At 72.3% G+C, this 14108-nt stretch carries 10 protein-coding genes; 7 read left to right on the plus strand and 3 right to left on the minus strand.

Annotated elements, in window-relative coordinates; genetic code table 11:
- The first annotated feature begins 34 nt into the window (after nt 1–34).
- Complete coding sequence (locus FBY22_RS01005) at nt 35–1648, plus strand: serine/threonine-protein kinase (protein ID WP_142141990.1); 1614 nt, start codon at nt 35–37, stop codon at nt 1646–1648.
- A 70-nt stretch (nt 1649–1718) separates the two neighbouring features.
- On the plus strand, nt 1719–3317 hold the full coding sequence (locus FBY22_RS01010; protein WP_142141991.1) for a serine/threonine-protein kinase: 1599 nt from the start codon (nt 1719–1721) through the stop codon (nt 3315–3317).
- Here the strand turns inward: FBY22_RS01010 and FBY22_RS01015 are convergent.
- A complete protein-coding gene (locus tag FBY22_RS01015) occupies nt 3314–4216 on the minus strand; it encodes an AraC family transcriptional regulator (RefSeq protein WP_142141992.1) in 903 nt (300 codons plus the stop codon). The genes FBY22_RS01010 and FBY22_RS01015 overlap by 4 nt on opposite strands.
- Before the next feature lie 72 nt (nt 4217–4288).
- On the opposite strand from FBY22_RS01015, the gene FBY22_RS01020 reads away from it, so the two are divergent.
- From FBY22_RS01020 to FBY22_RS01035, 4 genes are all read left to right on the plus strand, one after another.
- On the plus strand, nt 4289–5197 hold the full coding sequence (locus FBY22_RS01020; RefSeq protein ID WP_142141993.1) for an MBL fold metallo-hydrolase: 909 nt from the start codon (nt 4289–4291) through the stop codon (nt 5195–5197).
- Between the two features lie 48 nt (nt 5198–5245).
- Nucleotides 5246–7099: a serine/threonine-protein kinase gene (locus FBY22_RS01025; RefSeq protein ID WP_142141994.1), complete on the plus strand. Its 1854-nt coding sequence runs from the start codon at nt 5246–5248 to the stop codon at nt 7097–7099.
- Between the two features lie 104 nt (nt 7100–7203).
- The gene (locus FBY22_RS01030) at nt 7204–8820 is read left to right on the plus strand and encodes a succinic semialdehyde dehydrogenase (protein ID WP_142141995.1); all 1617 of its coding nucleotides are present in this window, start codon (nt 7204–7206) and stop codon (nt 8818–8820) included.
- A 63-nt stretch (nt 8821–8883) separates the two neighbouring features.
- Nucleotides 8884–10665 carry a GMC family oxidoreductase N-terminal domain-containing protein gene (locus FBY22_RS01035; RefSeq protein WP_142141996.1) on the plus strand — a complete coding sequence of 594 codons (1782 nt, stop codon included), beginning with the start codon at nt 8884–8886 and terminating at the stop codon, nt 10663–10665.
- Nucleotides 10666–10735: 70 nt separating this feature from the next.
- Here the strand turns inward: FBY22_RS01035 and FBY22_RS01040 are convergent, their stop codons facing one another.
- The gene (locus FBY22_RS01040) at nt 10736–11755 is read right to left on the minus strand and encodes an LAETG motif-containing sortase-dependent surface protein (RefSeq protein ID WP_142141997.1); all 1020 of its coding nucleotides are present in this window, start codon (nt 11753–11755) and stop codon (nt 10736–10738) included.
- Between the two features lie 230 nt (nt 11756–11985).
- Between FBY22_RS01040 and FBY22_RS01045 the strand changes: the two genes are divergently transcribed.
- The gene (locus FBY22_RS01045) at nt 11986–13113 is read left to right on the plus strand and encodes a hypothetical protein (protein ID WP_142141998.1); all 1128 of its coding nucleotides are present in this window, start codon (nt 11986–11988) and stop codon (nt 13111–13113) included.
- Nucleotides 13114–13664: 551 nt separating this feature from the next.
- Here FBY22_RS01045 and FBY22_RS01050 read toward each other — a convergent pair.
- Nucleotides 13665–13946, minus strand: a complete 282-nt coding sequence (locus FBY22_RS01050; protein WP_142141999.1) for a chorismate mutase — start codon at nt 13944–13946, stop codon at nt 13665–13667.
- Nucleotides 13947–14108 lie beyond the last annotated feature (162 nt).

Genomic DNA, 14108 nt, shown 5'->3' on the forward strand with positions numbered 1-14108 from the left:
GAGGCGGTCCGTCCGGTGCGGCATGATGGGGCGCATGGGGACCGAGGGGGCAGGCGTCCGTGTCATCGCGGGCCGGTATCGGCTGGGGACGCGGCTCGGACGCGGCGGCATGGGCGTGGTGTGGCGGGCCACCGACGAGCTGCTCGGCCGGCAGGTGGCCGTCAAGGAGATCCCCCTGGATCTGGACGACACCGCCTCCGAGGAGGAGGTCCGCCGCCAGCGCGACCGCGCCCTGCGTGAGGCGCGGGCGGTGGCCCAGCTGCGCCACCCGCACATCATCGTCGTCCACGACGTGGTCGAGGACGACGAACGCCCGTACATCGTCATGGAGTTGATCGACGGCGGCTCCCTCGCCGACCGCATCGCGGCGCGTGGCCCGATCGAGGCGCGGGAGGCCGCCCGGATCGGCATCGGCCTGCTGAGCGCGCTGCGCACCGCGCACGGGGCGGGCGTCCTGCACCGGGACATCAAGCCCGCCAACGTCCTGATGGAGGCCGGCACCGACCGGGTCGTCCTCACCGACTTCGGCATCGCCCAGGTCGCGGGCGCCACCACGCTCACCGAGACCGGCTCGTTCGTCGGCTCGCCCGAGTACACGGCGCCGGAGCGGATGTCGGGCGCCAGGACAGGCCCGGAGTCCGACCTGTGGTCGCTGGGGGCGCTGCTGTGCACCGCGCTGAGCGGCGAATCCCCCTTCCGGCGCGACTCGTTGGGCGGCATCCTGCACGCCGTCGTCTTCGACGAGATCCGGCCGCCCGCGCAGGCGGCCCCGCTGCTGCCCGTCGTACGCGGCCTGCTGGAGCGGGATCCGGACCGGCGGCTGGACGCGGAGCAGGCCGAGCGGATGCTGCGTGCCTTCCGCGACACGGGCCGCACCCCGGCCGCGCCGCCGTCCGACTACACCCCCACCCAGCGGGACGTGCCCCGCCGGCCCCCGCTTCCGTCGCCGCCCCCGGCGTCGCCCGTCCCGGCGCCGGCGGAGAACCGGCGCTCCACCCGGGGTGTGCTGGTGGCCGCGCTGCTGGTCGCCGCGATGGCCGGGGCCGGGGTGTCCGCGGCGGCGCTGCTGGTGAACCGGGGCGGCGGCGACGGTGGCGGTACGCCGTCGGGCACGGGAACCGGTACGTCGGTGAGCGCGTCGCCGACGCCGAGCACCCGGCGCCCGTCCGCCACCCCCACCGCTACCGCGAAAGCCCCCTCCGCGCCCTCCGGTTACCGGGTCGCCGACGACCCGGCCGGCTTCTCCCTCGCCGTACCGGTGTCCTTCACCCGCGAGCCGCAGGGGGAGCGGATCTTCTACCTGTCCCCGGGCGGGACCTTCCGGCTCGGCATCAAGACCTCCGACCCGCAGAAGGGCGGCCCGCTCGCGGTGATGCGGCGTTCGGCCGCCGAGGGCCCGGACACCAACCCCGGCTACCACGACGGCAAGGTCACCGCGACCACGCACGCCGGACACCCCGCCGCCCTGTGGGAGTTCACCTGGAACGGCTTCAGCACGGCGGAGGGTCCCCGGCACACCTACGACCTGTGCTGGGAGGAGGGCGGCCGGATGTACGACGTGTGGGTGTCGGCGCCGGTCGGGAAGGTGCGGGAGGCGAAGGAGTACTTCGACGTGGCCGTGGACACCTTCACGGGCGGGCGGTCCTAGGGTCACGGGTCTGTGACCGGAACCGGCCAAGGCTGGATGTGCGGGCGGGTGGCGCGATATGGATGTCCTCATGAGCGCCAACGGGGGCGTCGGCCACGAGCCCGACGACACGACGAGCTTTGTCCTGCGACCTCCCGTACCCCGGCCGTCCCCGCCCGCGCGGCCGGAACCCGTCGTGGAGCGGGTCATCGCCGGCCGGTACCGGCTGCTCGGCAGGCTCGGACACGGCGGCATGGGCACGGTGTGGCGGGCCAAGGACGAGACCGTGGACCGCGAGGTCGCCGTCAAGGAACCGCGCGTCCCGGACCACCTGCCCGAGCGGGAGCGGGACAAGGTCTTCGAGCGGATGCGCCGTGAGGCCCGTGCCGCGGCCCGCCTGGACCATCCCGCGGTGGTCAACGTCCATGACGTGGCCGTGGTCGACGGCCGGCCGTGGATCGTCATGGAGCTGGTGCACGGCCGTTCGCTCGGCGACGCCCTCCAGGAGGGCACGCTCGGGGCGCGGGAGGCGGCCCGGATCGGCCTGGAGGTGCTCGGCGCGCTGGAGGCCGCGCACGCGGCGGGCGTCCTGCACCGTGACGTCAAGCCGGACAACATCCTGCTCGGCCGGTACGGCCGCATCGTCCTCACCGACTTCGGCATCGCGCAGATCGAGGGCGAGACGAACCTGACCGACACCGGGGGCTTCGTCGGCTCGCCCGAGTACATCGCGCCGGAGCGGGTGCTGGGCCAGCGTCCCGGCCCGGCGTCCGACCTGTGGTCCCTCGGCGTCGTCCTGTACGCGGCGACGGAGGGCGTCTCACCGTTCCGCCGCAGCAACACCCCGGCCACGCTCCAGTCGGTGCTCAACGCGATGCCCGCCCCGCCCGCCTCGGCGTCGGGCCCGCTGGCGGAGGTGATCACCGGCCTGCTGCACAAGGACCCGGCGCACCGGCCGGACGCCGCCCGGGTGCGTGCCCTCCTGGAGGCGGCCGCGAACCCGCCGGCGCCGGTGCCGACGCAGCAGGTGGCGTACGTCGATCCGGGCGCCGCGGGTGCCGGGCGCGGCATCCGGCCGGGCCGTGGCGCGCTGCTGGGCGGGGGCGTGGCGGCGGTGGTCGCGGCGGCGCTGGCGTACGTGCTGATCGCGAACCCGTTCGCGGGCCCGCTGCCCGACGGCTGGACCAGGCACCACGAGAAGGACGTCACGGCGACCCTTCCGGTGCCGCAGGACTACCGCAGGTCGGGGCCGGACGGGAAGGACGACAAGACCCACTGGGTGGCGTACAGCGACGCGAGCGGGGCCATCACCGTCGGCCTGACGGTGATCCGGAAGACCGACGACAACGCGTACTCCATCAAGGGCTCCGCGGCGGCGCAGATGTACGACGACGACGGCACGTTCAAGGAGTCCGGGGACTACAGCCTCCAGATGCCGGAGAGCCCGAAGACCGAGACGCAGCCTTCCCTCTCGTACCACGGCCGCAAGGCGGCCAAGAGCAAGGTCGTCTACGACACCGACGACTCGCAGAACCCGCTGCCGCGCGAGGCGCAGATCTTCTACTACAAGTCCACGGCGGGCGACATGTACAAGCTGACGGTCGTCTACCCGAACAAGAGCGACTTCACGGACCGGGGACGCGAGGTGGCCCGGACGGTCCTGGCGAACTGGGACGTGGACAAGCTCTAGGCGGACGCGGGCCGGCTCCGGTACATGCCGGGCGTCATCCCGAACTCCCGCTTGAACGCGTGCGAGAGGGCGTACGGCGTTCCGTAGCCGGCCTCCCGGGCCACCGCCGCGAGCGGCGCATCCGTGGCGCGCAGCCGGGTCGCCGCCAGGGTCAGCCGCCACCACGTCAGGTACGCCATCGGCGGCCGGCCGACCAGTGCCGTGAACCGGCGGGCCAGCGTCGCCCGCGACACCCCGGCCTCCGCCGCCAGGCGGTCGTTGGTCCACGCGGCCGCCGGGTCGGTGTGCAGGGCGCGCAGCGCCGCCGTCGTCACGGGATCGCTCAGGACCGTCGGCCAGGCTCCGGTGCGCGCCTGGGCCATCCACGCCCGCACCATGTAGACCAGCAGCAGGTCGAGGAGGCTCGGCAGGGCCAGGCAGGACCCCGGTCGCCGTTCGTCCAGTTCGCGGGCCAACAGGTCGACAGCCAGGCGGAGTTCGGGGTGCGCGCCGACCCGGTTGGGCAGGTGGACGACTTGCGGGAGCTCCGCCAGCAGGGGGTGCACCCGGCTGCTGTCGAGGCGGTACTTGCCGCACAGCAGCTCCGCCTCGCCCCGCCCGTCCGGGTCGCGCGGCGGCCGGCGCATCTCCTCGAACGGCACCGCGGCCGTCGTGTCCCCGGGCGAGTCCGCGAGCACATGCCCCGCCCCGTGCGGCAGCAGTACGACGTCCCCGGCGCCCAGCGTCACCGGCTCACCGCCCCCGTCCGGCCGCAGCCAGCAGCCGCCCGCCAGGACAACGTGGAATCCGGCCCCGTCGTACGGGGCGAGCCGTGTGCACCACTTCCCGCCCACGCGCAGCCGGTTGGAGGAGGGCTGTCCGATGCGCACGGCGGAGATCGCGTCACTCACCACGTCCATGAGACGCAAGCGTATCGAAGTGAGCGGAAGAAGCATTGGAAAGCTCATGTCCGCGCTTCTAGCGTTGACGTCATGGCTGATGAGAACACGCAGGGTTTCATGATCGGTGACGTCGAGGTCCGCAGGGTCGTCGAATGGCAGGCGCCGTACGCCCCCGCCCGCGAACTCGTCCCGGGCGTCGAGGCGGAGGTGTGGGAGGACAACCGCCGGTTGCTGAGCCCCGACCACTGGGATCCGGAGACCGGACAGGCCATGGTCGCCCTGCAGACCTGGGTGCTGCGCAGCGCGGGACGGACCGTGCTGGTGGACACGGGGGTCGGGCACGGGCGGGAGCGGCCCGGGAACCCCTTCTTCCACCGGCAGAGCGGGGTGGGGCTGCCCGCGCGGCTCAAGTCGCTGGCCGGTGTGCGGCCCGAGGACGTCGACGTCGTGGTCAACACCCACATCCACGGCGACCACGTCGGCTGGAACACCCAGGACGTGGACGGCACCTGGACGCCGACCTTCCCCGCGGCCACCTACCTCCTCCCCGCCGCCGACGACCACCACTTCGGCCCCCGCGGCGGCTACGGCGGCGGCCTGCGCCCCGACGACCGGCTGGTCTACGAGGACAGCGTCGCTCCGGTGCACGCGTCCGGGCAGGCCCGGCTGTGGGACGGGTACCACCGGATCGACGAGAACCTCACCCTGGAAGCGGCCCCGGGGCACACCCCTGGCTCCTCGGTGCTGCGCGTGGCCTCCCGCGGCGAACATGCCGTCTTCGTCGGCGATCTGCTGCACAGCCCGGTCCAGATCCTGCGCCCCGAGTGCAGCAGCTGTTTCTGCCTGGACCCGGAGCAGGCCGTCACCAGCCGTCGGCGGGTGCTGGAACGGGCTGCCGAACAGCGGGAGTTGGTGGTTCCCGCGCACTTCGGCGGAGCGGGTGTCGCCGAAGTGCGGCGCAGGGGCGGCTCGTTCGAGGTGGTCGACCGGACGCCGTAGTACCGCGTCGCGTCGACAAGGCCGTACCCCGCACGGTAGTCATGAGACATGAGTGCAGGCGGTGAACATACGCGCGAGGGCCGGTTGCTCGGTGGACGCTACCGGCTGACCCGGCGCATCGGATCCGGCGGCATGGGCACCGTGTGGCAGGCCCACGACGAGCTCGTGGACCGGGACGTCGCCGTCAAGGAGCCCCGGCTGCCCGGCGATCCGCAGGACGAGCACCGGCAGCGGGCCGCCCACCGCCTCTACCGCGAGGCCCGCGCCGCCGCCCGCGTCGACCATCCGGCCGCCGTCTCCATCCACGACGTGGTGGTCGAGGAGGACGGACTCCCTTGGATCGTCATGGAGTTGGTCCGCGGCGAGTCCCTGCACGAGGTGCTGCGGCGCGGCCCGGTGGACGCCCGTGAGGCGGCCCGTATCGGCCTGGCCGTCCTCGGGGCCCTGGGTGCCGCGCATGCCGTCGGCATCGTCCACCGGGACGTCAAGCCCGCCAACGTCCTGCTCGGCCCGCACGGCCGCGTCGTCCTCACCGACTTCGGCATCGCGCATGTGCAGGGCGAGGAATCCCTCACGATGAGCGGGGAGTTCGTCGGCTCGCTGGAGTTCGTCGCGCCGGAGCGGATGTCGGGCCGCAGCGCCGGTCCCCCCTCCGACCTGTGGTCGCTGGGCGTCCTGCTGTACGCGGCCGTGGAAGGGGCTTCGCCGTTTCGGCGTACGACGGTGGAGTCCACCCTCGCCGCGGTCATCGCCTCCGAGCCGCCCGAACCGAAACAGGCCGGCCCCCTCGGCCCGCTGATCGCACGGCTGCTGGTGAAGGATGCCGAGCAGCGGCCCGGCGCGGAGGAGACGGAGGCCGTGCTGGAGGCGGTGGCCGAGGGGTGGCCGGTGCCGGCCCTCGCCGAGGATGAGATGACGGAGGCTCAGGACGCCTCGCGCCCGGCGGAGTCGGGCGACGACTCCGGAACGGTCCGACTCGGGGGAGGAACACCGGCCCGGGCCGCGACGGCACCGACGGCACCGACGGCACCGACGGCCGGACGGGAGCCGGAGACCGCCATGGCCGGACCGGAGTCCGAGGCCCCCGCGCCCGCACCGGCACCGGAGGTCCCCGCGGCCGCACCCTCACCCGAGGCCCCCGCGCCCGCACCGGAACCGGTGACCGTCGCGGCAGGGCAGGAGCCGGGAGCCGACACGGCGGCCACCTCCGCCGCCTCGGCCCCCCTTGTCCTCGTACGCCCCGTCCTGCGTCGTCGTGCCGTCCTTGCCGTGGCCGCCGCCGCGCTCGTCGGCGGCACCTGGTTCGCCGCGTCCCGGTTCGCCGAGCCCGGCGAGTCCGTCACCGGGCACACCGCCACCTACGAGTCGGCCCCGGCCCGCGCGACCCCCTCCGCCACCGCCTCTGCCTCCACCGGCGCCTGGGTCGCCCACCCCGAGAGCGACATGGACGCCGTCCTCTCCCTCCCCGCCGCCTACAAGGAGTCCGCCCGCGAGGGCGGTACCGGCGGCCGGCCCCGGCTCGTCGTCTACGACACCGGGCTCGTCCAGGTCCGCCTCACCGAGTGGGACCGGGCCCCCGGCAACCCGCTGGACGCCGCGAAGAAGGCCTTCGACACCTGGAACGGCGCCTATCACGACGCGAGCGGCTCGCAGTACCGCACCGCCTACCAGGACCTCGATGCGGCCGTCGCCGACACCGCCTACGGGAAGCGGGAGACCCCCGCCCGGGTCGTGCAGCTCTTCGTCGTCACCGAGGACGACCGCATGTACGAGCTGCGCGTGGACATGCCGAAGGGGACGCCCAGCGAGCGGAAGGGCATGGCGGTGTTCAAGCAGGCCCGTGACCGGCTCGTGATCGCAAAAAACCGGACCACCGCCCCCTACGCCCGCACAACGCCCTGATCAGCGCAAACCTTGCCAGTGACCACTGGCGTCGTGTGAGTACTCGGTGAAGCCGCGTTACCGACGGGTACCCAAAGGCTCCGCAGCGGCATACCCTGCGCCTCATGACGGACGCGCAGGCTGCCCCGGCCAAGACCGGCACCAATCCCCTCGCCCCCGCCCCGGAGGGCGCCCGTACCGCCGCTGACGTGGTCACCCCCGAGCTGGTCGCCCAGCTCACCAAGGGCGTGGTCGGCTCCGGCCGCACCGCCAACCACACGCCGTTCACCGGCGAGAAGCTGGCCGACCTGCCCGAGTCCACGCCCGCGGACGTGGAGAAGGCCTTCCAAGCGGCCCGCCGGGCCCAGGCGGTGTGGGAGCAGACGCCGGTACGGCAGCGCGCCGCCGTCCTGCTCCGCTTCCACGACCTGGTCCTGGAGCGTCAGGCGGAGGTCCTCGACCTCATCCAGCTGGAGACCGGCAAGGCCCGGCTGCACGCCCACGAGGAGGTGCAGGCCGTCGCCGTCGCGGCCCGCCACTACGGCCGCAAGGCCCCCTCCTACCTGAAGCCCAAGCACCACGCGGGCGCCATGCCCACCCTGACGAGGGTCACCGAGCTGCGCCACCCGCGCGGAGTCGTGGGCCAGATCGCCCCCTGGAACTACCCGCTGGAGCTGTCGGTCGGCGACGCGCTGCCCGCCTTCGCCGCCGGCAACGCGGTCGTCATGAAGCCGGACACCGAGACCTGCCTGACCGCCCTGTGGGCCCGCGACCTGCTCATCGAGGCGGGACTGCCCGCCGACGTCTTCCAGGTCGTCATCGGCGACGGTCCGGTCGTCGGCCCCGAGATCGTCAAGTACGCCGACTACGTCTCCTTCACCGGCTCCACCCGCACCGGCCGCGAGGTCGCCCGGGGCGCCGCCGCCCGCCTGGTCGGCGTCTCCCTCGAACTCGGCGGCAAGAACGCCATGCTGGTCCTTCAGGACGCCGACATAGAGAAGGCGGCCGCCGGCGCCGTCCGGGCCTGCTTCTCCTCCGCGGGCCAGCTGTGCATCTCCATCGAGCGGCTGTACGTCCACGAGTCCGTCGCCGACGCCTTCCTGGAGCGCTTCGCCGCCCGCACCAGGGCCATGCGGCTCGGCAGGTCGCTCGCCTACGGCGCCGACATGGGCTCGCTGGTGGGGGAGCGGCAGCTGGAGACCGTCACCCGGCACGTCGACGAGGCCGTCGCCAAGGGCGCCAGGCTCGTCGCCGGCGGGGTCGCCCGCCCGGACATCGGCCCCTACTTCTTCGAGCCGACGATCCTCGACGGCGTCACCGAGCCGATGGCGGTGTGCACCGAGGAGACCTTCGGCCCGGTCGTCTCCGTCTACCGCTTCAGCACCGAGGACGAGGCGATCGAGCAGGCCAACTCCACCGCCTACGGCCTGAATTCGTCGGTCTGGACGAAGAACGGCTCCCGTGGCCGCGCGGTCGCCGCCCGCCTGCGCACCGGCACCGTCAACGTCAACGAGGGCTACGCGCCCGCCTACGGCAGCGTCCAGTCCCCGATGGGCGGCATGAAGGACTCCGGCCTCGGCCGCCGCCACGGCTCCGAGGGCATCCTCAAGTACACCGAGGCCCAGACGGTGGCCCAGCAGCGGCTGCTCCCGATGGCCCCGTCGCTGGGGATGGACGACGAGAAGTACGCGGCGTTCATGAGCCGCAGCCTGAGGCTGATGAAGGCACTGCGCTTCAAGTAGGCACATCAGGCTTCAAGTAGGCCCATCCCGTTCCCGACCACCCGTTCTCGACGAGGAGAGCACGTGCCACAGGACACCTACGACTACGACGTCATCGTCGTCGGTTCCGGCTTCGGCGGTTCCGTCACCGCCCTTCGCCTCACCGAAAAGGGCTACCGCGTGGGTGTCCTGGAAGCCGGCCGCCGCTTCACCCGCGAGAGCCTGCCGAAGAACTCCTGGGACCTGAAGAACTACCTGTGGGCCCCCAAGCTCGGCATGTACGGCATCCAGCGCATCCACCTGCTGGGCAACGTCATGGTCCTCGCCGGCGCGGGCGTCGGCGGCGGCTCGCTCAACTACGCCAACACCCTCTACGTCCCGCCGAAGCCGTTCTTCGACGACCCGCAGTGGCGTGACATCACCGACTGGCAGGAGGAGCTGAAGCCGTACTACGACCAGGCCCGGCGCATGCTCGGCGTGCGGCTCAACCCGACGATGACCCCCTCCGACGTCCACCTGAAGGCGGCGGCGGAGCGGATGGGCGTCGGCGACACCTTCCACATGGCGCCCGTCGGCGTGTTCTTCGGCGACGGCGAGGACGCCGACGGCACGGCGAAGGCCAGGCCCGGCGAGCAGGTCGAGGACCCCTACTTCGGCGGTGCGGGACCCTCCCGCAAGGCCTGCACGGAGTGCGGCGAGTGCATGACCGGCTGCCGCCACGGCGCGAAGAACACCCTCAACGAGAACTACCTCCACCTCGCCGAGAAGGCGGGCGCGGTCGTGCACCCCATGACCACGGTGGTCTCGATCACGGACGACTCCCAGGGCGGCTACGCCGTCGCCACCCTGCCGACCGACGACCGCCGCAAGTCCTCCAGGGGCCGCGTCTTCAAGGCCCGCCGGGTCGTCATCGCGGCCGGTACCTACGGCACCCAGACCCTGCTGCACCGCATGAAGGCGAACGGCCAGCTCCCGCACCTCTCCGACCGGCTGGGCGAGCTCACCCGCACCAACTCCGAGGCCCTGGTCGGTGCCCAGACCGACAGCCGCCGCTACCGCAAGGCCACCGGCGAGCCGAAGGTCGACTTCACCCGCGGAGTCGCCATCACGTCCTCGATCCACCCGGACGAGAACACCCACATCGAGCCGGTCCGCTACGGCAAGGGATCCAACTCCATGGGCGGCCTCTCCATCCTCCAAGTGCCTTACGCCGAGGGCTCGTCGAGGGCGCTGGCCTGGCTGCGCAACGCCGCCCGCCACCCCCTGCTCGTCCTGCGCTCCCTGTCCAATCGCCGCTGGTCGGAGCGGACCATCATCGGCCTGGTGATGCAGTCGCTGGACAACTCCCTGACGACGTACCTGAAACCGGACGGCGTGGGCAAGGGACTGCTCACCGCCCGGCAGGGCCACGGCGCCCCCAACCCCAAGCAGATCAAGGCCGCCTCCCAGGCCGCGTCCGTGATTGCCGCCGACATCAACGGCTTCGCCGGGTCCAACGTCGGCGAGCTGATGGGCACCCCACTCACCGCCCACTTCCTCGGCGGCTGCCCCATCGGTTCCTCCCGCGAGACCGGCGTCATCGACCCCTACCACCGCCTCTACGGCCACCCCGGCATCTCGGTCGTCGACGGTGCCGCGGTCTCCGCCAACCTGGGGGTGAACCCGTCCCTCACCATCACCGCGCAGGCCGAGCGCGCGATGTCGTACTGGCCCAACAAGGGCGAGGAGGACCCGCGTCCGGCGCAGGGGGAGGCGTACGTGCGTCTCGCCCCGGTCGAGCCGAAGAGCCCGGCGGTGCCGGCGGAGGCGTTCGGCGCGCTGCGGCTGCCCTTCCTCGGGATGCCGGCGGTGCCGCCCAAGAAGTGACTGAGAACGGAAGAAGGACCCGCGCTCCCCTCCGAGCGCGGGTCCTTCTTCCGTCCTGGGACGAGCGTGCTTACGCGCCCGCGCCGGCCTTGCGGCGGCGCACCGCGAACACCGCACCGGCACCGGCGACGACGGCGACCCCGCCGACCAGACCGATCACGGGCAGCGCGGAGCTGGAGCCGGTCTCGGCGAGGTTGCCGGTCGGCAGGTCGGAGATCTCACCCTGGGGCTTCTTCACCGAACCGCCCTTGCTGCCGTTGTCGCTCGGGGTTGCGGTGCCCGGGTCGGGGTTGGCCGACCCGGCCTTCAGCACCTCGAAGTCGTACTGTGCCCAGCCCTCGGCGATGCAGTCCTGGCCCTCGATGTTGTCCAGGTAGGCGCCGGAGCCGAAGGAGTAGGCGTCGCCGGCCGGGGCCTTGGCGTCGATGCTGACGCGCAGGTCGACGGACTGGCTCTGGCCGGCCTTCAGCTTGTCGACGTAGAAGAAGTAGTCACCGGCCCACTCGTCGGAGCCGATCCGGTCCCAGGAACCCGTCTCGGGGTTCTTGAACTCCAGGTCGACGTAGGGGCTGAGGAACTTCGACTCGTCGAGCTCGTAGTTCTCCACCTCGGCGTAGAAGGCGACGCCCTCGACGGTGGTCTTCGCGTCGTTGGTGACGGTCAGCTTGAAGGAGTGGAACCCGTCGCCCGCGACGATCTTGCCCGGCAGGCCCTTGATGTCAGCGGACACCTTGGCGCCTTCGTAGTTCTTGTCGACGTCCTCGCAGAAGGGCACGTCGGGGTCGGTCGGCTCCTCGCTCGGGTCGGCCGAGACGGAGGGCTCGGCAGAGGCCGACGCGCTCTCGGTGGAGCTCGGGGACGTCGAGACGGTGGGCGAGGCGGAGTCCGACGGCAGGCCGGTGTCGGAGGGAGTCGACGACGCCGTGTCGGTCGGGGTCGCGGAGGTCGTGTCGGACGCGGTGTCGGTGGGCGTCGCGGATGTCGTGGTGGTGTCGCCGTCCTCGGCGAACGCGACGGGCGCGGACAGCAGGGCGAGAGGAGCGAGGACCGCGGTCGCGGCCGCGACACCCATGGCACGGCGAAGCTTCATCGAAAACCTCAAGGAGTCCAGTGTGGAGGGCTCCGCGTGTGGGGCGCGGGTGTGGCCCTTGTTCGAGGAGTTGGATCAGTGAGGCCTGTGAAAGGTTGCGCGATCCTTCACAGATTTTTTATGTGCCCTGGATCACGTACGCTCTGCTGCTCGACAGGCGACCCACAGTTCGAACAACGTCAGTTCGAACGAATTCGACGACGTCGAGTGACGCAGAAAGGGCCGGCGCCGTGGCCGACAAACCGTCCGACGAGCCGAGATCCGGTTCCGGCGAGGAACCGTCCGTACCCGACGAGGTCTGGGAGAAGTTCCTCCAGGACCACGGCTCCGCTCCGAAGGAGCCGTCCGCGCGTGCCCGCATGGTCACCGAGCGGCTTCGGCAGCAGGAGGCGCGGGGCGAGTCGCCGGGCGGCTGGCGCACCGGGCCGGCGGCGGCAGGCCGCAACGGCCGTCCCCGCAAGGGGTGGGCGGCGCTGGGCATTCTGCTGGCCGGCGCCGTGGCCGTCGTGGCGATGAAGCCGTCGCTGCTGCCGGGCGACCTCTTCGGCGCGGGAGATCCGGATCCGGCAGCCGCCTCTCCGCTCCCCGCCGAGACCGCCGCCCCGACCGCCGCGCCCTCCTCGGCGGACCCCGAAACCCCCACCCTCGCCCGCCCGTTCGCCGGCTCCCCGGCGGAGCGCTGGGCCGACGGGGAGGCCGGGATCGTGCTGCCGAAGGCCACCGCCCTCGGCTCGGTCTCCAAGGACCGGGTGGAACTGGCCCTGCGCCGGACGAAGAAGCTGCTCGTCGACGCCAACCTCAATCCGAAGGTGCTGTCCGGCGCCCGTCCCGCGGCCGCGCTCTCGGTGCTCGACCCGAAGCAGCCGGGCGTGCTCGACGATCTCACCACTGCTCTGCACGCGCCCAGCGAGAAGAACGATCCGCTGTCCCTCTTCAGCCGCTTCGACCCCAAGGAGGTGAAGCCGGTGGGGAAGGTGGTCAAGGTCCGTGGCCGGATCACCTTCGGCCAGGGCGACTTCGCGGGCGTGGCGGTGCACGCCGACTTCACCTTCGTCTACCCGGTCGTCCGCGCCGACGGTTCCACGGAGGTGACCCGCACCATCGTGCGCCGCGTCATCGACGCCGAGCTCCCGGACCCCACCCGCTACCGGACCACTCCGGGGCGCCTGAACCTCGTGCGCTACGACGAGGACGCCGGCAACTCGTCCTGCGACGTCCACGACGGCTATCTGCACCCCCGGTTCCCCTCCCAGGCCCCGACCGACGGCACCACCTCGACCGGCCCGTCGGTCGACCCGTACGACCGCAGCCGCGTCATCGGCCAGGACGACGCCTGCGGCACGGTGAGCCGCACCTGATCCCGCGCATGCGAAGGGCCCCGCGGACGCGGCCGCGGGGCCCTTCTTTCGTCAGCACCGACGTCAGGGCAGCGTCGGTGCCTGGGAGCGGCGCCGGGGGGTTGCGCCGCTTGTCTCGTGTGCCCTCTGTGCGCCCTGGGTCGCCTCCCCGGCGCACCCGGGGCGCACGGAAGGTCTGGACCTCTGGCAGTGCTGAGGGACATGCAATGCGGTTGACTGCGAGGGGACTTGGGCTTTCTACGCATCGTGCTGGATGGGCGCGGCCTCCGCAACCGTTTGACCCAGGGTTGTGCATTTTTGCATTTTCCGCCGGTCGGCCCCGGGCGTCCCCGGAGCCGACCGTCTACTTGGGTGACCGGGCTGCTGTCCCCTGCCGTCCGGTCACAACCCTGGAGCGAGGTCCCACGACGCACGGCACGACCCGTACGTCTCATCGCTCCAGCAAGCCACGCGTGGTTCTTTCGGGCCCGCCCCTGGCTGGCACGGACACCCCACCAACGAAGCGGCCCGCGGGGCGGTCACGCGCCGTACGGGTGAGAAGGCATGCGAACTCAGATGCGACCGCGGCACAGTTCGAGCAGGGTCATCGCGAGGGCGGTGCCGGGCTTGCCGAGCGCCTCGCTGTAGTGGTTCAGGACGTCCATCTCGCGCGAGAGGTTCACGCGCCGGCCGCCGGACGTGATCCGTGCCTCCTGGATCACGGCCGAGACGGCCATCCGTTCCTGGATCAGGCCGATGATCCGGTCGTCTAGCGCGTCGATGCGCTCACGGGCGCCGGTGATCACGTCCGCGGCCTCGGGGGTACGGGCGCCGGTCACGTCGATGGCGGTCATGCGGGGCTCCTCGAAGGGTCGAAGCAGGTGCCCCGGATCGGCAGGGTCCGCGAACGACAGGCGCCCCGGACCTTGTCGGCCCGGGGCGCCTGGGGAAGTCGCTCGTCAGTTGCTCAAGCGGCACGACCATGGCAGCCGGTGGGCCGGTCGCCATAGGTAAAC

It is taken from the genome of Streptomyces sp. SLBN-31 (assembly GCF_006715395.1).
Classification (GTDB): domain Bacteria; phylum Actinomycetota; class Actinomycetes; order Streptomycetales; family Streptomycetaceae; genus Streptomyces.

Excerpts from the sequence above, each read along its gene's own strand:
- FBY22_RS01005 (WP_142141990.1), top strand. The coding sequence starts at position 35 with ATGGGGACCGAGGGGGCAGGCGTCCGTGTCATCGCGGGCCGGTATCGG.
- FBY22_RS01010 (WP_142141991.1), top strand. The coding sequence starts at position 1,719 with ATGAGCGCCAACGGGGGCGTCGGCCACGAGCCCGACGACACGACGAGC.
- FBY22_RS01015 (WP_142141992.1), bottom strand. The coding sequence starts at position 4,216 with ATGGACGTGGTGAGTGACGCGATCTCCGCCGTGCGCATCGGACAGCCC.
- FBY22_RS01020 (WP_142141993.1), top strand. The coding sequence starts at position 4,289 with ATGGCTGATGAGAACACGCAGGGTTTCATGATCGGTGACGTCGAGGTC.
- FBY22_RS01025 (WP_142141994.1), top strand. The coding sequence starts at position 5,246 with ATGAGTGCAGGCGGTGAACATACGCGCGAGGGCCGGTTGCTCGGTGGA.
- FBY22_RS01030 (WP_142141995.1), top strand. The coding sequence starts at position 7,204 with ATGACGGACGCGCAGGCTGCCCCGGCCAAGACCGGCACCAATCCCCTC.
- FBY22_RS01040 (WP_142141997.1), bottom strand. The coding sequence starts at position 11,755 with ATGAAGCTTCGCCGTGCCATGGGTGTCGCGGCCGCGACCGCGGTCCTC.
- FBY22_RS01050 (WP_142141999.1), bottom strand. The coding sequence starts at position 13,946 with ATGACCGCCATCGACGTGACCGGCGCCCGTACCCCCGAGGCCGCGGAC.